We start from the raw sequence: 23,776 nt of genomic DNA on the forward strand, positions 1-23,776 counted from the left end.
GGGCGTTCTTTTTATTCCAACACCACCCGCATTCGTTGGCGGGACTGGATCAGGAGCATTCGACGATGTCACAAACCGTTTCCCTTACATTTCCCGATGGTTCCGTACGCAGCTATCCCGCCGGCACGACCGGCCGCGAGGTCGCCGAATCCATCTCCAAATCGCTTGCGAAGAAGGCTGTCGCCATTGCGCTTGATGGCACCGTGCGCGATTTGTCCGAGGCAATCACCGATGGCAAGATAGAAATCGTCACGCGTGAAGACAGCCGCGCGCTGGAACTCATACGTCACGATGCCGCCCACGTCATGGCCGAGGCCGTGCAGGAGTTGTGGCCCGGCACGCAGGTGACGATCGGCCCTGTCATCGAGAACGGCTTCTATTACGACTTTGCCAAGAACGAACCTTTTACGCCGGAAGATCTGCCGAAGATCGAAAAGCGGATGAAGGAGATCATTCAGCGCAACAAGCCGTTTACCCGCGAAGTCTGGTCGCGCGAGAAGGCCAAGGAAGTGTTTGCCGCAAAGGGCGAAAACTACAAGGTCGAGCTGGTCGATGCCATTCCCGAAGGTCAGGACCTGAAGATCTATTATCAGGGCGACTGGTTCGATCTTTGCCGCGGCCCGCATATGGCGTCCACGGGTCAGGTCGGTACGGCCTTCAAGCTGATGAAAGTGGCCGGCGCCTATTGGCGTGGTGACAGCAACAATGCGATGCTGTCGCGCATCTACGGCACCGCCTGGGCGACCCAGGAAGAGCTGGACAATTACCTGCACATTCTGGCCGAAGCCGAAAAGCGCGACCACCGCCGTCTTGGCCGGGAAATGGACCTGTTCCATTTCCAGGAAGAAGGTCCGGGCGTGGTCTTCTGGCACGGCAAGGGCTGGCGCATGTTCCAGACGCTGACGGCCTATATGCGCCGTCGGCTTGCCAATACCTATCAGGAAGTCAACGCGCCGCAGGTGCTGGACAAGTCGTTGTGGGAAACCTCCGGTCACTGGGGCTGGTATCAGGAAAACATGTTCGCGGTGAAATCCGCCCATGCCTTTACCCATCCCGATGACGAGGATGCGGACCAGCGCGTCTTTGCCTTGAAGCCGATGAACTGCCCCGGCCACGTGCAGATCTTCAAGCATGGCTTGAAGTCTTACCGCGAAATGCCCGTTCGCCTTGCTGAATTTGGCAACGTCCATCGCTACGAGGCTTCAGGTGCACTGCATGGCCTGATGCGCGTTCGCGGCTTCACGCAGGACGATGCGCATGTCTTCTGCACGGAAGAGCAGATGGCGGCCGAATGCCTGCGCATCAACGACCTGATCCTCTCGGTCTATGAGGATTTCGGTTTCAGCGAGATCGTCGTCAAGCTTTCGACCCGTCCGGAAAAGCGCGTCGGTTCCGACGATCTCTGGGACCGTGCCGAAAGCGTCATGATGGAGGTTCTGAAGACCATCGAGGAACAGTCCGGCGGCCGCATCAAGACCGGCATTCTGCCGGGCGAGGGCGCTTTCTACGGGCCAAAGTTCGAATATACGCTGAAGGATGCCATCGGTCGTGAATGGCAGTGCGGCACGACTCAGGTGGACTTCAACCTGCCGGAACGTTTCGGCGCCTTCTATATCGATCAGAACTCCGAAAAGACGCAGCCGGTGATGATCCATCGCGCCATCTGCGGCTCGATGGAGCGCTTCCTTGGTATCCTGATCGAGAACTTTGCCGGTCACATGCCATTGTGGTTCGCGCCGCTTCAGGTCGTGGTCGCGACGATCACCTCGGATGCGGACGATTATGGCCGCGAGGTTGCCGAAGCACTGCGCGAGGCGGGCATGGCTGTCGAAACCGACTTCCGCAACGAGAAGATCAACTACAAGGTCCGCGAGCACTCGGTGACCAAGGTGCCGGTCATCATCGTCTGCGGACGCAAGGAAGCGGAAGAGCGCACTGTCAACATCCGCCGTCTCGGTTCCCAGAACCAGACGCCGATGTCGCTCGAAGACGCGATTACAAGCCTCGTGGAAGAGGCGACGCCGCCGGATGTGAAGCGCAAGCTTGCGGCGAAGAAGCAGGTTGCCTGACAAAAGACAACGGCCCCTTCGGGGGCCGTTTTCGTTACTGGCTGAGGGTATTGACGCCTATTCGAAATCGCCGGTCATGTCTTCCGGCGCCTGATCCTTCATCAGCACTTCCACATCGGCGTCCCGGCCGGACGTGACCTTGAAGTTGCGCTGGTAGACCTTGTCCTTGTTTCGGGCCATGGCGGTATATTCGCCTTCCGCCAGAACCATGGTCGAAAACGCGCTGACGCTTTCGTTCACAACGTCGCCGCCGCCGTTCAGCACCGACCAGGCCGTATCGGCAATGGCTTCGCCGCCCTGTTCGGAGACGAGCTTGAGCGTGATCTGTGCCGCCTGATGCTGCAGGGTCGCTTCGGTCAGCTTGCCTGCCTCCACCTGAATATCGGCGCGCACCACCGCATTGACGTTGCCGTATTCGGAAACGACATGATAGGTGCCTGCATTGAGGCGAACGACGGTGTTGGGCTTGATGTCGGCCATGACAAGGCCGCGTTCGCCATCCGGTCGGGCGTCGGAGGAGTAGACGGAAAATTTGAGCTGGTTAGCGGAGATCTGTTTGTCGGAACCCGCGATCGCATTCAGAACGAAACCGCCAGCATCGAGAATCAGCACCTGTTTCTGGACATTACCGGAGCTCGGAACATTGAGTTTCTTGGTAACACCCGCGCGCCCGAAGGCAACGTTGACGAAATATTCGCCGGGTACCAGATGGAACTGCGCCGAACCACCCTCGGAGCTTGCCAGCATCGGCAACTTGCCGTCAGCGCCCGGAATTGGGCTGAAGACGCGCCAGGAAAGGCCTTCCTTCACCGCTTCGCCTTCACTCGTCAGTTTCGCTTCCATGTCGATATCACGGGCGGTGCTTGCGGGGGCATTCGGGGCGGTAGGAGCGGTGAAAGCATTGAGTTTCGGCATTTTAGGCGTGCCGCCAAGCTGCTTGAAGTCCTTGAAAGCGTCTTGCGAAAAGGCTGCCTGTGATAAAACGCCGATCGCGGCGAACGCAATGGCCAGACGTGCCGCGATTTTGATTGCCGACATTTTCGATACCGATTGACTTCTTGATTTTCCCGCATCACTTCAAAACCAATGCCGTGGCTATTTCAAGGCCCATAATTTCGCGATGACAGCACAATGGAAGAATTTTGATCATGACAAGTGACATCAAGCTCCTCGACTATCTCAAGGTTCGCCGCTCCACCCCCGCCCTGCAACTTGCTGAGCCGGGTCCATCGAAAGCGGAAATCGAGGAAATCCTGCGCCTTGCCGTGCGCGTGCCTGACCATGGCAAACTGGCGCCATGGCGCTTCATCGTTTATCGCGGCGAAGACCGCGTGCGTCTCGGGGAAGAAGCGCTCCGGATCGCGCTTGAGAAGAACCCGGAACTGGACCTGCAGCAGCAGGACGCGGAGCGCACCCGCTTCACGCGCGCTCCCGTCGTCATCGCCGTCATCAGCACCGCCAAGCCGCATTTCAAGATTCCGGAATGGGAACAGATCATGTCCGCCGGTGCAGTGTGCCTCAATCTCATCTTCGCCGCCAACGCCAATGGTTATGCGGCGAACTGGCTGACGGAATGGCTTGCCTTCGACCCGGCCTTCCTGTCGGAACTGGAGATTGCCGCAGACGAGAAGGTCGCCGGATATATCCATATCGGCTCGACGACATTCCCGCTTGTGGAGCGGCCACGGCCGGAGCTTGCGGATGTGGTAACCTGGGTTGGGGACGTCTGATGTTCTACACCACCGACACCAACCAGCACGGCCTGCCGCATGATCCGTTCAAGGCTATCGTCGCGCCCCGGCCGATCGGCTGGATTGGCTCTAAAGGCCGGGACGGCTCTTTCAACCTGTCGCCCTATTCGTTTTTCAACGCGATTTCGGACCGGCCGAAGCTGGTGATGTTTTCCTCCAGCGGGCGCAAGGACAGCCTTCGCAATGTCGAGGAGACCGGTGTCTTCACTGCCAACCTCGTCAGCCGCCACCTCGTCGACCGGATGAACGCGTCTTCTGCGCCGGTGAACTATGATGTCGACGAGTTCCGGCTTGCCGGTCTGACTGCCGTTGACGGGCGGGTGGTGGATGCGCCTTTCGTGGGGGAGGCGCTGGCCGTTCTGGAATGTCGCGTGACCGAGATCATCCAGCTGAAGGACATCGACGGCACGCCGGCGGATTCCTGGATGGTGATCGGGCAGGTCATGGCTATTCACATCGACGATGCGATCATTCGTGATGGTCGCATCGATATGGGACTGGCACGTCCGGTGGCCCGTATGGGTTACATGGACTACTGCGACGGCGGCAGCGACGTGTTTCAGTTGAAGCGTCCGTCTACTGCGCCGTAGAACTTCTTCGCCGGCAACTGTTAAATTTTATGGTGAACCAAACGTAAACTATTTGCGCCTAGAGTTTTATACATGGCGGCGGCAATGATGCCGTCGTCCATTGTTGCGAATGTGTTTCGAGGCTCAGGTGATCGTACAGGCATTTCTTCGCTGGTCTGAAAAGGCTGGATCGACCGAGCGGGCGAAGGCCGCCAATGCGCTTGGCCGTGCCTATCTGCATTCAGACATGGCGCGGGAGAACCGTGACGCCGCCTATATGGCGATGACCTATCTTCTTGACGACCCATCTCCGCGCGTGCGGCTGGCACTTGCCGAGGCGCTGGCGGATGATCCCGATGCGCCGCGCGCCATTCTCGTTTCGCTTGCCGAAGACCAGCCGGAGATTGCCTGCACCGTGATTGCCCGCTCGCCGGTTCTTGGCGAGGCCGATCTGGTCGATCTCGCCGGGCGCGGTGAAAGCCTAACACGCGCCTTCATTGCGGCAAGGCGGGGCCTGCCGCGCGGTGTCTGCGCAGCACTTGCCGAAGTCGGTGATCTGCCGGAAACGATGATCCTTCTAGAAAACGACGACGCCTTCATCACACCGTTTTCGCTGCGCCGCATTGCCGAGCGGCATGGCTGCAACGCCGACATTCGCGACCTGCTGCTGTGCCGAGAGGTGCTGCCCGCCGATACCCGCCATCTTCTGATGGCGCGCGTCAGCGAGGCCCTGGCAGGTTCGGCGCTGGTTCATGCCCTGATCGCGCGCAACCGCGCCGACAGTATTTTCCGCGAAGCGGAAGATTCCGCCACCATCCTCATCGCCGCCAATGTTGCGTCGCCGGAGTTGCCGGCGCTGGTGGAGCATCTGCGGCAAAGGCTGGAACTGACACCGGCGCTTCTCATCCATGCCGTCTGTTCGGGCAGGCTGGAGTTTTTCACGGCGGCGATGGTCAATCTCTCAGGTCTCGACGACCGCAAGGTGCGCGCCATTCTGGCGACCGGACGGCCGCACGCGCTGAAGGCGCTGTTCCAGTCCGTCGGTCTTTTGGGCGATGTCGTTGACGTCTTCATTGAGGCGACGCTGATGTGGCGCCGCGCCGCCCGATCGCATCTGTCGCAGGCCGCAGCCTCTGTATCGGCCGAACTGCTTGCGCATTTCCGCAACGTCGATGGTTCCGAAACGCTTTTCGAACTCTTGCACGCCGTGCGTAAACTGACCATTGCAGAGGAACGGCAGAAAGCGCGGCACTATGCGGAAGCGCTGACGGTCGAGGCGGCCTGAGGCTTACTTCTCGAACCGCTTGGCAATCCACGAATAGCTGTTTTCCACCATTCTGACCGGCGTTCCGAGCAGGTGCTTCACGCCTTCAGTGGAAGGCAGGATGCGGCTGACGCGGCTGATCGCCTGTTTTGTCAGGCTCTCTTCTTCCTTTTGCGTGACCTGTGCCGGTGGCTCCTCTGTTCCGGCCGGGGCCGTGGCGGCGGGAGGCTGCGTTGCGGGCGCGTTGCCCGCAGTCTGGGGCGTCTGCTCGCCCGGTGTCTGGCACACGGCCACCACGACCGGGTAGGACGCATTTGCGAAACGTTCCAGCTCTTCCTCCGACACGGCGTCGCATAGTTCGATGCTCGTCCAGCGCTGCTGCGAGGTGGCGAGGTAATGGCAATCGGTGGCGGTGTCGTCACAGCCTAGGAAGGTCATGAGAACGAGGGCTGTTTTCATGGTGTGTGTTGCCTCTGTCGGGAATTATGCTCTAAAAACTCATCTATCTCGATTGCAGTGACATTACGACGAAATACGCATTTTTTTGAGAGAAAGCAGGCATCGCATTGGCCCCCGAAATCAAGCTTGAAACACCCCGGCAGGAAGCGGTTCTGCGCCTTATCGATCTGTCTAACGTCTATATGGCATCGCTTTATCCCGCCGAAAGCAATCATCTGGTCGATATCGGCCAGCTGGAAAAGGACAATGTCTCCTTTTTCGTGGCGCGGCATGGTGGCCGTGTCGTTGGCTGCGGCGCGCTGGTGGAGGCGGGTGACGGTACGGCGGAGGTCAAGCGCATGTTCGTCGATCCGGAGGCGAGGGGATTGCGGATCGGCAAGCTGATCATGGATACGCTCATTGCGCGCGGCGTCGAGCTTGGGCTTGCCGCCATCCGGCTTGAAACCGGCATCAGCCAGCCGGAGGCGATCGGTCTTTACCGCAAGGCGGGGTTTGTCGAGATTGAGGCGTTTGCGCCCTATAAGCCGGACCCGCTCAGCCTGTTCATGGAGAAGACGCTTTAAAGGCGAGGCGGGCGCTATCGGCGTGCTTTGCAGAACACTCGATGCCGCCCTTGGCGATGTCATCCTCGGCCTCGTGCCGGGGATCTGCCGACGTCTGGTAACATCGTTGGGTTGCAGATGCCAGGGACAGGCCCGAGCATGACGAAGACGAGGTTTAAGACGCCGCTTTTCGGAACGCCGTCGTTTCGTTGCTATCCTCTTCACGCGCAACGATGTCGTCGAGCGGGTCATTTTCAGCTGTAGGGGTCGGCGGAACGTCGACGGTGGCGCCAGTGGAGATTTCCACCTCTCGCACCCATTCCCGCCAGATTGCCACCAGCAGCGCCATCAGCACCGGGCCGATGAAGAGGCCGAGGAAGCCCATGGTCTTGACGCCGCCGACGAGGCCGAAAAAGGTCGGCAGGAAAGGCAGCTTGATCGGGCCGCCGACGAGTTTCGGACGGATGGTCTTGTCGACGATGAAAAGCTCGACCGAACCCCAGATGAATAGCCCCAGGCCATAAGCGGGAGAGCCGCTGGCGACCAGATAGATCGATACGAGAGTGAAAGAGAGCGGCGCGCCGCCCGGGATGAGCGCCATGACACCGGTGAGCACGCCGAGTGTGACGGGCGAGGGGACGCCGGCAATCCAGTAGGCGATGCCGAGGATTATGCCTTCGCCGATGGCGATCAATGTCATGCCGGTGACGGTGGAGCTGATGGTGGCTGGCACGACGCGGGAAATGCGCTCCCACCGCGTCGGCAGTATGCGTTCCCCCACAAGATCGACCTGATGGGAGAAGCCGGCACCGTTGCGATAGACAAAGAACAGCGCGATCAACATGAACAGCAGGGTCAGCACGAGGTGGAACGCGCCGTTGCCCGCGGCGAGGATTGCCCGGTAGATATTGCCGATATTGGCACCGCTGACGAGCTGGATCACTTCGCCGATCGCACCCGGTGTGCCAATATATTTCACCCATTGCTCGCCGAGCCAGGAGCCTACGCCGGGCAGCGCCGCGATCCAGTCTGGCACGGGTGCGCCCACCTTGTTGACATGCACCGCCCAGCCGAACCATTCGCGGATTTCGCTGGCCGTATAGGAAGCGGCGATGAAAATCGGCACCACGAGGAAGGTGAGGATGAGGATGATGGCGATGGAGGCGCCGAGCGTGGTGTTGCCGCCCACCTGCCGCAGAAGCCGCGTATAGACCGGCCAGCTGGCGAAGCCGATGACAAGGGCGGCCAGAACCGGAACGAGAAAGCCGTGGAAGAAGTAGATGCCCGCAAGGGCGACGAGAACCAGCAGCCAGCGCGCAGCCGATATTGGCGGGATCAGGGCGATCCGCGTCGGGCTTGCAGGACCAAGCCATCTCGGTTCGCCACTGGGCTTACGGCTGTCAATATTACTCACGGCAGGCTCTTTCTCGCATTCTCCCCGAAGGGTGCATTCACTCTGTCACACCAATACATATAAGTGCAATATAGCCGTATCACATTACCGTTGTGTGTTTATCGCTCAGCCTATTGAACGATTTTGGTAAAAATAGAACATCGGTCTTGGCGCGCGCATTGAAATATGACAATTGAACTCCGTTTTTATTGCGGCCTCCGCTTGCCGCGCCCGCTCTTCAGGTCACGCCATGCTGCGCCGTTTCTTCGCCTATTACCGTCCCTATCGCGGTCTGTTCATTCTCGATTTTTCCTGCGCGGTGCTGTCGGGCGTGCTTGAGCTCGGTTTTCCGATGGCGGTGAAAGCCTTCGTGGACGTGCTGCTGCCGGGTGGCGAATGGGGCATCATCCTCGCCGCATCGGTCGGGCTGCTCGTCATCTATGTCCTGAATACGGGTCTGATGGCGACAGTCACCTACTGGGGACATATGCTCGGCATCAATATCGAGACCGACATGCGGCGGCTGGCTTTCGACCACCTGCAGAAGCTCTCCTTCCGCTATTTCGACAACCAGAAGACCGGTCATCTGGTTGGCCGGCTGACGAAGGACCTGGAAGAGATCGGTGAGGTGGCCCATCACGGCCCCGAGGATCTGTTCATCGCCATCATGACCTTCATTGGCGCATTCCTGCTGATGCTGTCGGTCAATGTGCCGCTGGCGCTCGTCACCGCCGCCGTCGTGCCTGTCACCGCCTGGGTGACGAGCCGTTACGGTGGCCGAATGACGCAGAACTTTCGCGCGCTCTACGGTCGGGTAGGCGATTTCAACGCCCGTATCGAGGAAAATGTCGGTGGCATGCGGGTGGTGCAGGCCTTTGCCAATGAGGACCACGAACGCGCGCTGTTTGAGAAGGACAACCAGAAATACCGCCGCACGAAGCTGGATGCCTACAAGATCATGGCGGCCAGCACTTCGCTCAGCTACATGAGCATGCGGCTGACGCAGATGATCGTGATGATCTGCGGCGCCTGGTTCGTGCTGCATGGCGGCCTGACGGAAGGCGGCTTCGTTGGCTTCCTGCTTCTGGTCGGCGTGTTTTTCCGCCCGGTGGAGAAGATCAACTCGGTCATCGAGACCTATCCGAAGGGCATTGCCGGTTTCCGCCGCTTTACCGAGCTTCTGGACACGGCGCCGGATATCACCGACGCACCGGATGCGATCGAGGCACCGGCGCTTTCCGGCGCCATTGAATATCGCCATGTCGGTTTCGGTTATGCCGAGGGCAAGCAGGTTCTCGACAATATCGACCTGAAGATCAATGCGGGCGAGACGGTGGCCTTCGTCGGGCCTTCGGGGGCCGGCAAAACGACGCTTTGCTCTCTGCTGCCGCGCTTTTATGATGTCACCAGCGGTTCGATCACCATTGACGGCATCGATATCCGCAAGATGAAGCTTGCCTCGCTGCGCAACCAGATCGGAATCGTGCAGCAGGATGTGTTCCTGTTTGGCGGCACGATCCGCGAGAATATCGAATATGGCCGGCTCGGCGCTTCCGATGTCGAAATCATGGATGCGGCGCGGCGTGCCCGGCTCGACGGCGTCATCGAAGCGATGCCGATGGGGCTCGACACCGTCATCGGTGAGCGTGGCGTGAAACTTTCCGGTGGTCAGAAACAGCGCCTTGCCATTGCCCGCATGTTCCTCAAGAACCCGCCTATCCTTATTCTCGACGAGGCGACCTCGGCGCTGGATACCGAAACCGAGCGGGCCATCCAGCAATCGCTGACGGAGCTTGCCAAGGGCCGCACAACGCTCGTCATCGCCCACCGGCTGGCAACGATCCGCGATGCGTCACGCATCGTTGTGGTGGACCAGACGGGTATTGCGGAAACGGGCGCTCATGCCGAGCTTCTGGCCGCCAAAGGCCATTATAGCCGCCTGCATGAGGCGCAGTTCAGCGGGCATCTTCAGGGTCTGAGTTAAGCGGCGCATCTTGCGCCGCATATCAGGCGTTCTCCGCTGCGTTTTCCTCGATGATGCCGGTATTCGGCTCGGGCTTGCCGGGATGGCTGGTGACGAGATAACCCATGGCGACAGCGGCGGCGACGATGACCAGCAGCACCACGCCGCTGATGGTCATCAGCCAGTCGCGCGGCCTTCGCTGCGCCATGATATATTTCGGCCACCGGTAAGGCTGGTTCGCCACGCTGAATTTATTGCCGTCTCGCATGAACTTCCCCGGACTATCTTTGCTTCGTGACAGACAAACGCGGGCATGCACGCGGCTGTTCCGCAATGGCGGGGCGGAGGCGATGACAACGCCGTGAGGTTTCGCGGTAGGATTGGCCGTGGGTCCCCGTTGTTCACTGGCTACTACGCGGCGGAGAAGAGTCTTTTCAGCCCAGAGACTTTGGCTGGCTGGCTTCCGGCTTAAGGCTGGAATGACGGAGGAGGGGTCTCATTCATTAAATCCATGAAGCGTTGCGCCGGTGCTTGCGTTCAGGCCGAATGTTACTGCGGCCTCTCGCGCCGGCACACAGCTTCGAAACTCCGCTTGCCAGTCCACATCCTTTTATGCGAATGATTTGCAATTGCATTAATTCAATTTCCATTTGAAAGTTCGCAAGATGGACAAGCCTGTCTTTGGATGGCGGCGGAATGGCGACGATCTCTCGCTGTCCGACGTTCACAGCTCGATCAAGATAAGCCCGAATGCCGGTACGTTTCGCCGGGCGATGGCGTTCTTCGGACCCGGATATCTCGTCGCGGTCGGTTACATGGACCCCGGCAACTGGGCAACGTCGCTCGCCGGCGGTTCCAAGTTTGGCTACACGCTGCTGACGGTGGCGCTGATATCGAACATCATGGCCGTCGTTCTACAGGCGCTCTGTGCCCGTCTGGCGATTGCTTCCGGGCGCGATCTGGCTCAGGCCTGTCGCGATGCCTATCCGAAACCGGTGGCGATGGTGCTCTGGCTGCTGGCCGAAATCGCAATCATCGCGACTGATATCGCCGAGGTCATCGGCACGGCGATCGGTCTCAACCTGATTTTCGGCATTCCGCTCGAACTCGGCGTCCTCATCACGGCGCTTGACGTGTTCCTGATCCTTTATCTGCAAAGGCTTGGCTTCCGCTGGGTGGAGGCGCTTGTCATCACGCTTCTCGGCGTCATCGCGGTGTGTTTCGCCATTCAGCTGGCGATGGCGGATCCCGACTGGAGCCAGGTGATTCGTGGTTTTGCGCCGACGACGGAGATCGTCACCAACCCCGAGATGCTCTATCTGGCGCTTGGCATTCTAGGCGCGACGGTGATGCCGCATAATCTCTATCTGCATTCAGGGATCGTGCAGACGCGCGCCATCGGCGAGACGCTGGCCGAAAAACGCGAGGCGCTCAAATTCGCGACACTCGATTCAACCATCGCCCTGACGTTTGCTCTCGTCATCAATGCCGCGATCCTCATCCTCGCAGCGGCGACCTTCAACAAAACGGGTCAGACGAATGTTGCCGAACTGGGTGAAGCGCATAGTTTGCTCGCGCCGCTGCTCGGCCTTGCGATTGCGCCGACGCTGTTCGGGGTGGCGCTTTTGTGCTGTGGCATCAACTCCACCGTTACCGCAACGCTTGCGGGTCAGATCGTGATGGAGGGCTTCCTCAAGATGCGGCTTGCCCCGTGGCTGCGCCGCCTCATCACCCGAGGCATCGCCATCATCCCCGCCGCCGGCGTCACCATCGCCTTCGGCGAAAGCGGCACGTCTCAACTGCTGATCCTGACGCAGGTGGTCTTAAGCCTGCAACTTTCCTTCGCCGTCTTCCCGCTGGTTATGTTCACCGCCGACCGCGCCAAGATGGGCGAACTGTGCGCCCCGCGATGGCTCTCTGCGTTTGCATGGCTTATCGCAGTGGTAATTGCGGCGCTGAATGTGAAGCTGCTGTTTGATTTTGTGGGGTAAGGCGCGTCAGGCCGCGCCTTTTCGAAGTGCGGCCTGAGCTTAGACTATCGAAGTATACCTGTTGCAAGCGCTCGCTGAATACCTCGAACATCTGTTCCCTTCTTGAGGGTCTTTGTAATCGGCTGGCTCGAACCAGATACCCAGATTTTAAGTTCCGCATCCAAGTCGAATGTTCCTGCTGTCTCGACGGAGAAGCGAGTGACAGCTTTGTACGGAATGGACATATAGTCGACTTTGCTGCCCGTAATACCTTGGATATCGACAAGTATGACACGATGCTGAGTGAAAACGAAAAAATCGCGAATTAGCTTGAAAGCGAGTTGTGGTTGCTCACCGTCAATAAGGACACCGCTTAGACGTTTTTCAAGTTCTCTCGGGTCCACGGTTGTACCATGACCCAAAATTCCATCGAATAAACCCACTTGCGTTCTACCTCTAATATCTCGCGATAACCAATACGTCGGAAGTTGGGTTCAATAACAAAGCATCGTTTGCCGAGTTGGACATGTCTGAAGAAGGATCGACGGGCATGCCACCAAATGAATACTGCGATATTCACTTTTTGTTCTCGTCATCAATTTCCAGGCGCCTAAGCGCCTGGAAAAGTTAGATTTTATGCTATCAAAGCCGTTGGCTCAGCTGCAACCGCTCGTCGCACCGCAAGTATCGCACTTCTCGCAGGTGCCGTTGCGCACCATCGTGAAGTTCTGGCATTCCGAGCACATGTTGCCGGTATAGCCTTGCGCGATCGAGCGCATGCGGCGTTCGTTTTCCTTCTTCTTGGCTTCCGCCTTGGCCGATGCCGCGTCGGCGGCGGCCTTGTCGGAGAAGAGGGCGGTGGCGGTCTGCTTGGCTTCCTGGACCACGTCGTCGATTACCTCTTCGGCAATCTCTTCCGCCAGCTCCTTGGCGCGTTCTTCATAATCGCGCTTGAAGGAGACGATTTCCGAGGTGGAGATCGCGACTGTCGGTTCCAGCTTGCGGGCGGCTGAGCCTGCAAAGGAAGTGACGTTGGCCGAGGCGCGGGCGGGGGCTGCCGTTGCCGAGCCCTTGGGTTCGGAAGCAGCACGTTCGCCTTCGTTGTTGGAAACCAGCGTCGGCTTGTAACCGCGTGTCCAGCCGGTGGAGAGCAGATTGGTCTTGCCTTCCTGGATACCCTTGCCGAGTGCGGTATTGGAGAAGTCAGACGTATCGACATGAGCGAGGTCGTGGCGGCCGAGATAGGAGACGGCGAGTTCGCGGAACACGTAGTCGAGGATCGATGTGGCGTTCTTGATCGCGTCGTTGCCCTGCACCATGCCGGCCGGCTCGAACTTGGTGAAGGTGAAGGCCTCCACATATTCTTCCAGCGGCACGCCATATTGCAGGCCAAGCGAAATGGCGATGGCGAAGTTGTTCATCATCGCACGGAAGGCAGCGCCTTCCTTGTGCATGTCGATGAAGATTTCGCCGATGCGGCCGTCACCGAATTCGCCGGTACGCAGATAGACCTTGTGACCGCCGACCGTTGCCTTCTGGGTGTAACCCTGACGGCGGTTCGGCAGTTTTTCACGCTCGCGCGATACCCGCTCGATGACGCGCTCGACGATCTTTTCGGTGATCGTCACGGCCTGCTGGGCGAGCGGCTGCTGGATCAGTTCTTCAACGAAGTCTTCGTCGTCCTCATCTTCCACCAGCGAAGCGTTGAGCGGCTGGGAAAGCTTGGAGCCATCGCGGTAAAGGGCGTTGGCCTTGAGCGCCAGCTTCCAGGACAGCATGTAGGCTGCGCCGCAATCTTCCACGGTTGCATCATTCGGCATGTTGATCGTCTTGGAGATCGCACCCGAAATGAACGGCTGTGCTGCCGCCATCATGCGGATATGCGATTCGACCGAGAGATAACGCTTGCCGATCTTGCCGCAGGGGTTGGCGCAATCGAATACGGCCAAGTGCTCGTTCTTGAGGAACGGTGCGCCTTCCAGTGTCATCGCACCGCAGACGTGCACGTTGGCCGCTTCGATGTCCTTTTTGCTGAAGCCAAGGTGCTCCAGCAGGTTGAAGCTCATGTCGGACAACTGCTCGTCGGAAACCTTGAGCGTGCCCTTGAGGAAATCGGCGCCCAGCGTCCACTGGTTGAAGACGAACTTGATGTCGAAGGCGCTTTTCAGTGCGCCGTTGACGGCTTCGATCTTCTCATCGGTGAAGCCCTTGGCCTTCAGCGACGAGGGATTGATGGCAGGTGCCTGGTTGAGATTGCCGTGGCCAACGGCATAGGCTTCGATTTCGGCGATCTGGCTTTCCGAATAACCGAGCGAACGCAGGGATTCCGGCACGGCGCGGTTGATGATCTTGAAGTAGCCGCCGCCGGCGAGCTTCTTGAATTTCACCAGCGCGAAGTCCGGCTCGATGCCGGTCGTGTCGCAATCCATCACGAGACCGATCGTACCTGTCGGCGCGATAACGGTGGTCTGGGCGTTGCGGTAGCCGTGCTTTTCGCCAAGCTCCAGCGCCTTGTCCCAGGCGGCGGTAGCGTGGGCGACAAGGTCCTGATCCGTGCAATCGGAATGGATGAGGGCAACCGGGTTCACCGACAGGCCTTCATAACCGTAGGAAAGGCCATGGGCGGCGCGGCGGTGGTTGCGGATGACGCGCAGCATGTTGTCGCGGTTCGGCGCAAAGCCCGGGAAGGGGCCAAGCTCGCCAGCCATTTCAGCCGAGGTGGCATAGGAAACGCCGGTCATGATGGCGGTCAACGCACCGGCGATGGCGCGGCCTTCGTCGCTGTCATAGGGAATGCCCGAGGACATCAGCAGGCCGCCGATATTGGCGTAGCCGAGGCCGAGCGTGCGGTATTCGTAGGAGCGTTCGGCAATCTGGCGCGAAGGGAACTGCGCCATCATGACCGAGACTTCGAGAACGACGGTCCACAGGCGAACCGCATGCTCGTAGTCGGCGATGTCGATGCGCTTCGTTGCCTGATCCTTGAACTGAAGCAGGTTCAGCGAAGCAAGGTTGCAGGCCGTGTCGTCGAGGAACATATATTCCGAGCACGGGTTGGAAGCACGGATCGAGCCTTCGGCCGGCGAGGTGTGCCAGTCGTTCATGGTGGTGTTGAAGTGCAGGCCGGGGTCGGCCGATGCCCAGGCGGCGTGGGAGATCTTTTCCCAGAGGTCGCGGGCCTTAAGCGTCTTCATGACCTTGCCGTCCTTGCGGGCGGTCAGGTTCCAGTCACCGTCGTTTTCAACAGCGCGCAGGAAGTCATCCTTCAGCGATACGGAGTTGTTGGAATTCTGGCCTGAAACCGTGAGGTAGGCTTCGGAATCCCAATCCGTGTCGTAGGTCTTGAACTGGATGTCCTTGTAACCCTGCTGCGCGAACTGGATGACGCGCTTGACGTAGTTTTCCGGCACCATGTCCTTCTTGGCAGCGCGGATTTCGCGCTTCAGGGCAGGGTTCTTGGCCGGGTCGAAGCAATCGCCGTTATCTGCCTCGCAATTGACGCAGGCCTTCATGATTGCCTTGAGGTGCTTGGCAACGATCTTGGAACCGGTGACGAGAGCGGCAACCTTCTGCTCCTCGTTCACCTTCCAGTCGATATAGGCTTCGATATCGGGATGGTCGGCATCAACAACGACCATCTTGGCCGCACGGCGGGTGGTGCCGCCGGACTTGATTGCGCCGGCTGCGCGGTCGCCGATCTTGAGGAAGCTCATCAGGCCGGAGGACTTGCCTCCGCCGGAAAGCTTTTCGCCTTCGCCGCGCAGGTAGGAGAAGTTGGAGCCGGTACCGGAACCGTATTTGAACAGGCGCGCTTCACGCACCCACAGGTCCATGATGCCGCCTTCGTTGACCAGATCGTCTTCGACAGACTGGATGAAGCAGGCATGCGGCTGCGGATGTTCGTAAGAGGACTTGGACTTGGTCAGCTTGCCGGTGAAGGGGTCGACGTAGAAGTGGCCCTGGCCCGGGCCGTCGATGCCATAGGCCCAGTGCAGGCCGGTGTTGAACCACTGCGGGCTGTTGGGGGCTACACGCTGGGTCGCCAGCATATAGGCAAGCTCGTCGCGGAAGGCGAGTGCGTCTTCCTCGGTGGAGAAATATTTGCCCTTCCAGCCCCAGTAGGTCCAGGTGCCGGCCAGGCGGTCGAAAACCTGACGCGCATCGGTTTCGGAGCCATAACGCTCACCCTCGGGGAGGTCTTTCATCGCCTTCTCATCGGCAACCGAACGCCACAGGAAGGAAGGAACATCGTTTTCCTCAACCTTCTTAAGCACCTTCGGCACGCCGGCCTTGCGGAAGTATTTCTGCGCCAGAACGTCGGTCGCGACCTGGCTGAACTGCGCGGGAACGTCGATATCCGCCAGACGGAACACGATGGAACCGTCCGGGTTCTTGATTTCACTGACGGCCTTGCGGAATTCGATTTCCGCATAAGACGATTGGCCGGGCTTCGTGAAGCGGCGTTCGATGCGCATGGTTTCGTGTCCTCGTCCATTGGGCGCCCGGCAAAGGGCGCAAAAATTCGTTCCAGCCGTGCGAACTATGCGCGCAGCCGGTTTTTGCCGATCTGTAAGGGATGTTCATCCTTGGATGTGATCCCTGTATCTCGTGGCTTATTCGGCTGCAAGAGTCATGTGAGTACTAAATATAGTATCAACAGCTTCCTGCCGCCAGTCCCCGCGTCATGTTTTTGGCGGTATCCGCAAGGCACGCAAAATCCACCGGCGAACCGCCCCCTGATGGTCGGGACGCCCCTTCTGGACTTGCGAACTGAGATTGAAAGGAACCGGCCTCGTTACTTTCCGGTCCGTTGCCGCCGCAACATAACTGTCACTTTCCTCCTGCGGCATAGATTCGTCAAGCCATAGATTGAAACCGTTTTTTAACCACAAGATATTGTGTGCAGTGCCTGTGGAAAACGGGGATAGCAAAAGCGTTCAAAAAAATCAGTGACTTGGCGTGAGACTTTGAAGCTTGCGCGAGGCTGGTTTCCGCAGCGGAAAGCGAAAACCCCGCATTTCCGGGGTGCGGCATAAAGGCGACACTGCGGTTTTTCCGTGTTTTTTTGCCGTTACCAAAAAAGCACTTCCACACAAAAAACCGCCCCGAAGGGACGGCTTTTCAGGCATGGTTTTGGGTTGCGACAGGCGATCAGCCGCGCGATCCCTTGGCGATCGGTTCCTGATAGGTGAAGCCCATGTCCCAGGGGAAATAAATCCAGGTGTCCTGGCTGACCTCGGTGACGAAGGTGTCGATGGTCGGCACGCCCTTCGGCTTGGCGTAAACGCAGGCAAAATGCGCCTTCGGCAACATTTCGCGCACTTCCAGTGCGGTCTTGCCGGTGTCGGTCAGATCGTCAACGACGAGCACGCCTTCGCCGCCGTCGGACATCAGCTCCGGCGCCACGCCCTTCAGGAGAACCGTGTCGCCCTGGTTGACGTAATCGTGGCGGGTGGCGATGCAGACCGTATCGATCAGGCGGATGTTCAGCTCGCGGGAAATGATCGCTGCCGGCACGAGACCGCCGCGGGTGATACAGACGATCGCCCGGAACTCCCGGCCAAGGCCGGCAAGACGCCACGCAAGCGCGCGGGCGTCGCGGTGAAACTGATCCCAGGTTACGGGAAAGGCTTTATCGGGAAGGGACATGTCGTCTACCATCTGGTCAAAATTGTCGATGGCTTTGGCTAATAGCCGCAAGACCTGCAAAAAGGCAAGCATTGCGCGCAGGCTCTTGCGGCTTCATCCACGGCTACCGGTGTTTAACGCGACAAAAGCGTCATCGCCGTCATGGAATCGAGCAGCGTGCGCGTCACGCCGCCGAACAGCAATTCCCACCAGCGGGAATGGCCGTAGGCGCCCATGACCAGAAGGTCGATGCTGTGGTCTGACAGCCGGTTTTCGATAGCCGCCTGCGGCGAGATGCCGGCGATTTTTTCCTGCGAGGTTACCGTGACGTTGACGCCGTGGCGGGCGAGGGTTGCGGCCAGTTCGGTTCCGGCAAGTCCAGACGATTGCGTTTCGCTCTCGGCCTGATCGACGGAGAAGATCTCGACGCTCTCGGCTGCAATCAGGAAGGGCAGGGCATCGAAGGTGGCGCGTGTTGCCTCGCGGGAGCCGTTCCAGGCGATCAGTACACGCTTGACCGGTTTGGCAACCGTCAGCACATGCGGAACGAGAAGAACAGGGCGGCCGCTTTCATGGAGAAAGCCGTCTATATCCGAGCGGCTGTCGGAGAGTGCGGAGGAGTTGCTCTGGCGGGCGACGATGAGATCGGCGCAGCGCGCGCTATCGATTGCCGATGACGAGGCGTAACCCACCGAGGTTACAAAGCTGCGCCACTCATGCGAGATGCCATTGGCAGACAGCGTGTGTTCGAAGAGGTTTCCAACATCCGTGGTTTCCTTGTGCGCCACGTCCTGAAGCACCTGAACGGTAGCGGGGTCGGGAATTTCCATCGGCGCGACGAGCGGAACGGCGGCCAGCGTTTCCATGTGCAGGCCAATCACATGCGAGGAAAACTGGTTGGCAAGACTTACCACGAAATCGCCGAGCTTTTGCGTGTTCTCCACATTGTCGATCACTGCCAGTATCGTTTTGTAACCCATTTTTTAGCTCCTCGGTGACGCGTCGTTTTTGGGAGAGTGGCTGCCTTTGCCGGGTGCCACCTTGATTTTGGTCAATCCGCTTCCGTCTCAGGCGGTTGCATCGCCCTTGCTGGCCGACAGTGTTTTTTCCTGACCAATGGTTTCGATCATCGTCGCCACTGCATCCGCCGCCGCTTTCAGGACGGTGGCATCACGGGCGCGCACGACGATCTCCGTCGAAAAGCGTTGTCCGTCATATTTCGGGTAGGAGCCGATGCTGGTTTCCGGGTGCGCTTTCTGGATTGCGGTCAGCGGCGTGCCGATGTCACCTTCGCCATAGGGAGAGCGCACCGACTGCGACATGACTTTCGCGCCGGTGCGCAGCGTTGGCATGACATTGTCCAGCATGGCCTGAAACACCTGCGGAACGCCGGCCATGACGTGGACGTTGCCGATGACGAAGCCGGGGGCGACCGAGACGGGATTGGCGATGTGGCTTGCCCCCCTTGGCATGCGTGCCATGCGCTTGCGCGCTTCGGTGAATTCCATCTCGCGCACACGGTACATGTCACCCAATATCCGCAAAGCCTCGGGATCGTGCTCGCAGGGCAGGCCGAAAGCCACGGATACCGCATCAGCGGTGATGTCGTCATGGGTCGGGCCGATGCCGCCGGAGGTGAAGACATAATCATAGCGGGCGCGCAGCGCATTCAGCGCTTCGACGATTGCGTGCTCCTCGTCGGCGACGATGCGCACTTCCTTCAGGTCTATTCCGGACATGGTGAGCACATCCGCGAGGTGCCCGATATTCTTGTCCTTGGTGCGTCCCGACAGCAATTCGTCGCCGATGGCGAGCATGGCGGCGGTCACGACGGATGGGGTGGGTGAGGGATTGGACATGGGGGTACTCGTCAGCTGTTTTGTCCGACGTTAGTCCGCCGCCCGGTGAATGCAAAGCGGTTTTGAAAAAATGTCTATCTATGAAAGGTTGACGTTCCGGCGTTTCGTTCACTGATTGCGAACAGTGCGTATGCGGATGCACCGCTGGTGTGGGACCGGCCTCTGGGCTACCTTTGCATCACATGCTTGTAACGGGTCACCACTAATGATCATCGCGTTCTTAAAAAGGCTTCTGGCTGGTACGCCTGAGACGATTAACCCTAAGGATACAAAGAAAATGACAAAAGTTCTGGTGCTTTATTATTCATCTTACGGCCATATCGAGACGATGGCATATGCCGTTGCCGAAGGCGTGAAGTCTGCCGGCGCGGAAGTTGTCGTCAAGCGCGTTCCGGAACTGGTTCCTGAGGAAGTCGCCAAATCCTCACACTTCAAGCTCGATCAGGCTGCCCCCATCGCGACTGTTGACGAACTGGCAGAATACGATGCCATCATCGTCGGCGCCGGCACCCGCTTCGGCACGGTTGCCTCACAGATGCGCAATTTCTGGGACCAGACCGGCGGTCTGTGGTTCGGCGGCAAGCTTGTCGGCAAGGTCGGCTCGGCCTTCACCTCGTCGGCCACGCAGCACGGCGGTCAGGAATCGACCATCCTTGGTTTCCTCCCCACCTTCCTGCACCACGGCATGGCCGTTGTCGGTCTGCCCTATGCTTTCCAGGGCCAGATGGGCGTCGATGAAATCAAGGGCGGCTCGCCTTATGGCGCCTCCACCATCACCGATGGCGACGGCTCGCGTCAGCCTTCTCCTATCGAACTGGAAGCCGCACGCTATCAGGGCGCACATGTCGCCAAGCTGGCCGCCAAGCTTTCTGCTTGAGCCTACATTGCTGGAAAAAGAAATGCGGCCCGAAAGGCCGCATTTTCTTACCCCGGCATCTAACGTTGCCGGTACCGCAGGCAATGATTTTTAAGGCGGGTCAGATCGGCAGGTTGACCATGAAAAGGCAGCTTGCAATCACGACGCCGAGCATGGAAATTTCGAGAAAACCATTCAATCCGTCACGCATTTCAATCCTCCTTGTTGATCGAAGAGAGAACGGAAAAGATTTATCGCGGTTCCATAACAGCAGAATGAAATTTAGGAAATTTTAATGCCCTGCCGCTCCGCCATGATACGGAGTGGACATCGGTGCTTCAGCCGGTAACGACGAAGGCGACCACGAGGTGACCGAGAAGGCCGATGGCGAGGCAGGAGAGAAGAAATATGAACAGGGCTTTTTTCATGTTTCCAGAAGCTTCCATCTGTTTTTACCCTTTAAACCTGTTGTCCTGACTTGTTTCGCCTCAGGACGCCATTTTAATTCTCGACCACGGGTCTTGATGCCGTCAGGCCTTGATGCCGTCAGGCCTTGATGTCGAGGCCAGCCTCGATTGCGGCGGCGATGAAGGCCTTGCGCGCATCCTCCGGCTTTTTCCTGCCGGCATCGACGGCGGCGCAGACCAGCAACGCCGCGTCCAACGCATCGCCGTCCTCTATCGGCCAATCCTCGATCATGGCCCAAGACGCCGCCTGCGTGGTCTCGATGCTCGTATAGTCGCCCCGCGTTTCGAACGCGATCAGGACGGGTTTTTGCCAGCGCGTGTTCATCGCTCATCCGTGTTGGTTATCGTGCCCGGCTCTAAACCAAGCGGGCAGGATGCGCAATTGGTTTCGGTTGGCTTGCGGTGCGGTCAGTCGTCGCGTCCGAACAGCCAATCGCGAATGATGCGGCGGTCTATGAGTTCGAGCGAGCGATCGGGCGCAATGCGATAGGTTTCCACCGCCCTCGTGCTGCCGTCGATGCGGAACTCGTGGCTGAAGGTACTGCCGATCGGCGATTTCGTCAGCTTGGTGCGCGGCTGGCCCTTATAGGTGATGCTGCCGGGGATCGGTTCGACATAAGCGGCCGGGCCTGAGGTCGCGCAGCCCGCAAGCGTAAGCGCGATTGCGGCCAATGATACGAGCGTTTTCATCCTGTCCTCCGAAGTGCGTCTGCGAAAACGATATGGAGGCGCAACGGTTCCCCGCGAGTGATAAAGGGCAGAGCTATTCGCACCTGCTACTTGCGTCTCGGATTTTGAGTGTCGCGCGCGACCCAGCGGAAGAAAGCGTAGACGAGCAGGCCGAAGATGAAAAGCGGGATAAGGTTCGCAAAACCGGACATATGATTCTCATTTCTCCCTCCCGATCCGGGGTCTAACCGGAGAGAAAGAGGCAAGGCAAGCGTGGCGTGCAGCGCCGCAGGTAAAATGTCCGTGTGCCTGTTTGGGGAACGGTTTGCGTGCGCGGGAAGATCGCCGGAGAAGAAGGAAACAGGTGAGACCTGGCGCACTGCCAGTGATACCAGGTCTCCCAGTCCCCCGCCAGTTTCAGGGAACGGGTGACTTGATTTAGTATGACGAACGGTACGCGATATACATAGACCGAGAAATTACCTCGAATAAATCGCTACCTTGGTCGATGACCAAGGGGCCGGAGCGTGGTGCGTAGCCAATCGCAGCCGCCGTGCGCGCGCACGACCCGCCGCGTTGTCCGCAAATGCCGTTTAACCCGTTGAATCGGCTGGAGATGCATTCTCGGCCCACGCCATAAGCGGATGGAGGAAACGGAACTTTTTGCATGTTTGGTCATTAAATACAGCGCATACCTATTATTCATGGAGGGCTAAACATGATCGGCACCATTCTCGTTATCCTCATCATTCTTTTCTTGATCGGTGCTTTGCCAAGCTGGGGTTACCACAATTACGGTTATGGTCCCTCGGGTGGCCTCGGACTGGTTCTGGTCATCGTCCTCGTTCTTGTTCTGCTGGGTCGCATCTGATCGATCCGCATTGAAGATGCAGCAACTGCCCGCACCCGCGCAAAGCGCCGGCTGCGGGCATCGTTTCTTCTGGAATATGAGTGAGATACAAAAAATGTCGGAATCCGAAGGGCTTAGGACCTGGACTATTGCCCTTTGTCCATCGGATCGGAAAAAACAGCACATTCGGAACGAACCCTCTTGCGCGCATAATGGATTCGTTCTAAATGCCCGCCATCGCCCGAATTCATGAGCGTGTGAGGCCTCGTGGCGGAGTGGTGACGCAGAGGACTGCAAATCCTTGTACCCCGGTTCAATTCCGGGCGAGGCCTCCAAAAACTTCACCGAATAGAACCTGTTTTTTCGAACCTTTGGCTAACCTTGCGGTCATCGGCTGCTCTTGCCGTTCTAAAAAATCCCGGCCATTTCTCTTTTTCCAGCACTTAGGGCTCACCGCGCTTGAAAGCGCAGGCTTGGGCAATTATGAGATTGTTTAAAGGCGAGGGGAGACCCGTGCCGTTTTGAGCTTTTGGGGCCGAGGCTTCCCGACCGGCATCCGCGAAATTGAGGCGATAACGATATGATGGATTTCGAAACCGCACGCGCCAATATGGTCGACAGCCAGTTGCGCACGACCGACGTGACGTCGCATTCTGTGCTGAAGGCGTTTTTGAGCGTGCCGCGCGAAGCTTTCGTGCCGGCGGGTGTGCGGCAGATTGCCTATGTGGACGAGGATCTGCAGATCTGTCCCGCCCGGGATGGTCGCCCGGCCCGTTACGTCATGAAGGCCTCGCCGCTGGCGAAGCTTTTGCAGCTTGCGGCGGTGACCAAGGAAGACGTGGTGCTGGAAGTCGGTGGCGGCGCCGGTTATACCGCGGCCATCCTGTCCCAGCTCGCCGGTTCGGTGGTTTCGCTCGAATACGACGAAACGCTGGCGGCTGAGGCGACTGAGACGCTGGCCTCGCTCGGATATGACAATGTTGCTGTTGTCACCGGCGATCTCGAAAAGGGTTATGCGGGCGAAGCACCCTATGACCTGATTTTCATCAACGGCTCTGTCGAGGAAGTGCCGGCGGCACTGACCGACCAGCTGCGCGATGGCGGACGTCTGGTTGTCGTTGTCGGATACGGTAACGCTGCCAAGGCAACCGTTTACCGTCGCGATGGCAACAGCACCTCGGCTGCAACCTCTTTCAACGCGTCGATCAAGCCTCTACCCGGTTTTGCCAAGGCGGCCGAATTCGTTTTCTGATCTTTAAAAGCGATCATTGTTCTGGACGCCGGGGTGGACTTTCCGCCCCGGCGTTTGTTTTTGCGGGTGCCGCACCGGCAGACCCGCTTCGCCCACCCAATTGCCCCAAAAGACCATTCTCACAAAGCTGTGCATCACGGCGAAACTTGTCGAATCAGTGATTTAGTTCCTGACTATGCTGCCCTAGACTAAGGGTGATTCGGGGTGTGCGTATT

21 protein-coding genes and 1 tRNA gene are annotated in these 23,776 nt (G+C 58.8%); 11 read left to right on the top strand and 11 right to left on the bottom strand.

Going from position 1 to position 23,776, the window contains the following annotated elements; translation table 11 throughout:
- Positions 1-65: 65 nt before the first annotated feature.
- Positions 66-2,069, top strand: a complete 2,004-nt coding sequence (thrS, locus tag AC5SEO_RS20150; protein ID WP_065659311.1) for a threonine--tRNA ligase — start codon at positions 66-68, stop codon at positions 2,067-2,069.
- 57 nt (positions 2,070-2,126) lie between these two features.
- Here the strand turns inward: thrS and AC5SEO_RS20155 are convergent, their stop codons facing one another.
- Positions 2,127-3,107, bottom strand: coding sequence for an RgsD C-terminal domain-containing protein (locus AC5SEO_RS20155; RefSeq protein WP_003515664.1), 981 nt, complete (start codon positions 3,105-3,107; stop codon positions 2,127-2,129).
- Between the two features lie 110 nt (positions 3,108-3,217).
- Between AC5SEO_RS20155 and AC5SEO_RS20160 the strand changes: the two genes are divergently transcribed.
- The 3 genes from AC5SEO_RS20160 (at position 3,218) to AC5SEO_RS20170 (ending at position 5,674) form a co-directional block, all read left to right on the top strand.
- Entirely contained in the window at positions 3,218-3,799 is a 582-nt protein-coding gene (locus tag AC5SEO_RS20160) for a nitroreductase family protein (protein WP_174068399.1), read from the top strand.
- Complete coding sequence (locus tag AC5SEO_RS20165) at positions 3,799-4,410, top strand: flavin reductase family protein (RefSeq protein ID WP_025593667.1); 612 nt, start codon at positions 3,799-3,801, stop codon at positions 4,408-4,410. Before AC5SEO_RS20160 ends, AC5SEO_RS20165 begins: the two co-directional genes overlap by 1 nt.
- A 109-nt stretch (positions 4,411-4,519) precedes the next feature.
- Complete coding sequence (locus AC5SEO_RS20170) at positions 4,520-5,674, top strand: DUF2336 domain-containing protein (RefSeq protein WP_115063056.1); 1,155 nt, start codon at positions 4,520-4,522, stop codon at positions 5,672-5,674.
- Positions 5,675-5,677: 3 nt separating this feature from the next.
- Here AC5SEO_RS20170 and AC5SEO_RS20175 read toward each other — a convergent pair whose 3' ends face one another.
- The gene (locus AC5SEO_RS20175) at positions 5,678-6,112 is read right to left on the bottom strand and encodes a hypothetical protein (RefSeq protein ID WP_174068398.1); all 435 of its coding nucleotides are present in this window, start codon (positions 6,110-6,112) and stop codon (positions 5,678-5,680) included.
- A 107-nt stretch (positions 6,113-6,219) separates the two neighbouring features.
- Here AC5SEO_RS20175 and AC5SEO_RS20180 point away from each other — a divergent pair, with 107 nt between their 5' ends.
- The gene (locus AC5SEO_RS20180; protein ID WP_065659315.1) at positions 6,220-6,675 is read left to right on the top strand and encodes a GNAT family N-acetyltransferase; all 456 of its coding nucleotides are present in this window, start codon (positions 6,220-6,222) and stop codon (positions 6,673-6,675) included.
- A gap of 154 nt (positions 6,676-6,829) precedes the next feature.
- Here AC5SEO_RS20180 and AC5SEO_RS20185 read toward each other — a convergent pair whose 3' ends face one another.
- Entirely contained in the window at positions 6,830-8,068 is a 1,239-nt protein-coding gene (locus AC5SEO_RS20185) for an AI-2E family transporter (RefSeq protein WP_013636300.1), read from the bottom strand.
- Positions 8,069-8,297: 229 nt separating this feature from the next.
- Between AC5SEO_RS20185 and AC5SEO_RS20190 the strand changes: the two genes are divergently transcribed.
- Positions 8,298-10,031, top strand: coding sequence for an ABC transporter ATP-binding protein (locus tag AC5SEO_RS20190; RefSeq protein ID WP_019566142.1), 1,734 nt, complete (start codon positions 8,298-8,300; stop codon positions 10,029-10,031).
- 22 nt (positions 10,032-10,053) lie between these two features.
- Here the strand turns inward: AC5SEO_RS20190 and AC5SEO_RS20195 are convergent, their stop codons facing one another.
- Complete coding sequence (locus tag AC5SEO_RS20195; RefSeq protein WP_013636298.1) at positions 10,054-10,278, bottom strand: hypothetical protein; 225 nt, start codon at positions 10,276-10,278, stop codon at positions 10,054-10,056.
- Between the two features lie 397 nt (positions 10,279-10,675).
- Between AC5SEO_RS20195 and AC5SEO_RS20200 the strand changes: the two genes are divergently transcribed.
- Positions 10,676-12,001 (top strand): Nramp family divalent metal transporter, encoded by a 1,326-nt coding sequence (locus AC5SEO_RS20200; protein ID WP_174068397.1) that lies wholly within the window; start codon positions 10,676-10,678, stop codon positions 11,999-12,001.
- A gap of 44 nt (positions 12,002-12,045) precedes the next feature.
- Here AC5SEO_RS20200 and AC5SEO_RS20205 read toward each other — a convergent pair whose 3' ends face one another.
- The 5 genes from AC5SEO_RS20205 to AC5SEO_RS20225 form a co-directional block, all read right to left on the bottom strand.
- Positions 12,046-12,423, bottom strand: coding sequence for a PH domain-containing protein (locus AC5SEO_RS20205; protein WP_065687293.1), 378 nt, complete (start codon positions 12,421-12,423; stop codon positions 12,046-12,048).
- Positions 12,424-12,636: 213 nt separating this feature from the next.
- The gene (locus AC5SEO_RS20210) at positions 12,637-16,455 is read right to left on the bottom strand and encodes a vitamin B12-dependent ribonucleotide reductase (RefSeq protein WP_174068396.1); all 3,819 of its coding nucleotides are present in this window, start codon (positions 16,453-16,455) and stop codon (positions 12,637-12,639) included.
- A 676-nt stretch (positions 16,456-17,131) separates the two neighbouring features.
- Positions 17,132-17,629: a xanthine phosphoribosyltransferase gene (gene gpt / locus AC5SEO_RS20215; protein WP_003515641.1), complete on the bottom strand. Its 498-nt coding sequence runs from the start codon at positions 17,627-17,629 to the stop codon at positions 17,132-17,134.
- Between the two features lie 113 nt (positions 17,630-17,742).
- Positions 17,743-18,588, bottom strand: coding sequence for a universal stress protein (locus tag AC5SEO_RS20220; RefSeq protein ID WP_003515639.1), 846 nt, complete (start codon positions 18,586-18,588; stop codon positions 17,743-17,745).
- Positions 18,589-18,675: 87 nt separating this feature from the next.
- On the bottom strand, positions 18,676-19,467 hold the full coding sequence (locus AC5SEO_RS20225) for a competence/damage-inducible protein A (RefSeq protein ID WP_065659320.1): 792 nt from the start codon (positions 19,465-19,467) through the stop codon (positions 18,676-18,678).
- A gap of 277 nt (positions 19,468-19,744) precedes the next feature.
- Here AC5SEO_RS20225 and wrbA point away from each other — a divergent pair, with 277 nt between their 5' ends.
- Complete coding sequence (wrbA, locus tag AC5SEO_RS20230; RefSeq protein WP_174068395.1) at positions 19,745-20,344, top strand: NAD(P)H:quinone oxidoreductase type IV; 600 nt, start codon at positions 19,745-19,747, stop codon at positions 20,342-20,344.
- 525 nt (positions 20,345-20,869) lie between these two features.
- Here the strand turns inward: wrbA and AC5SEO_RS20235 are convergent.
- On the bottom strand, positions 20,870-21,115 hold the full coding sequence (locus tag AC5SEO_RS20235; RefSeq protein ID WP_174068394.1) for a DUF982 domain-containing protein: 246 nt from the start codon (positions 21,113-21,115) through the stop codon (positions 20,870-20,872).
- A gap of 83 nt (positions 21,116-21,198) precedes the next feature.
- The gene (locus AC5SEO_RS20240; protein ID WP_025593647.1) at positions 21,199-21,480 is read right to left on the bottom strand and encodes a hypothetical protein; all 282 of its coding nucleotides are present in this window, start codon (positions 21,478-21,480) and stop codon (positions 21,199-21,201) included.
- Between the two features lie 697 nt (positions 21,481-22,177).
- Here AC5SEO_RS20240 and AC5SEO_RS20245 point away from each other — a divergent pair.
- The 3 genes from AC5SEO_RS20245 (at position 22,178) to AC5SEO_RS20255 (ending at position 23,561) form a co-directional block, all read left to right on the top strand.
- On the top strand, positions 22,178-22,330 hold the full coding sequence (locus tag AC5SEO_RS20245; RefSeq protein ID WP_003515628.1) for a DUF3309 family protein: 153 nt from the start codon (positions 22,178-22,180) through the stop codon (positions 22,328-22,330).
- Positions 22,331-22,570: 240 nt separating this feature from the next.
- Positions 22,571-22,644, top strand: a tRNA-Cys gene (locus AC5SEO_RS20250).
- 245 nt (positions 22,645-22,889) lie between these two features.
- Positions 22,890-23,561: a protein-L-isoaspartate O-methyltransferase family protein gene (locus tag AC5SEO_RS20255; RefSeq protein ID WP_495364010.1), complete on the top strand. Its 672-nt coding sequence runs from the start codon at positions 22,890-22,892 to the stop codon at positions 23,559-23,561.
- Positions 23,562-23,776: the final 215 nt, after the last annotated feature.

The sequence above is a fragment of the Agrobacterium sp. K11 genome, from assembly GCF_059429395.1.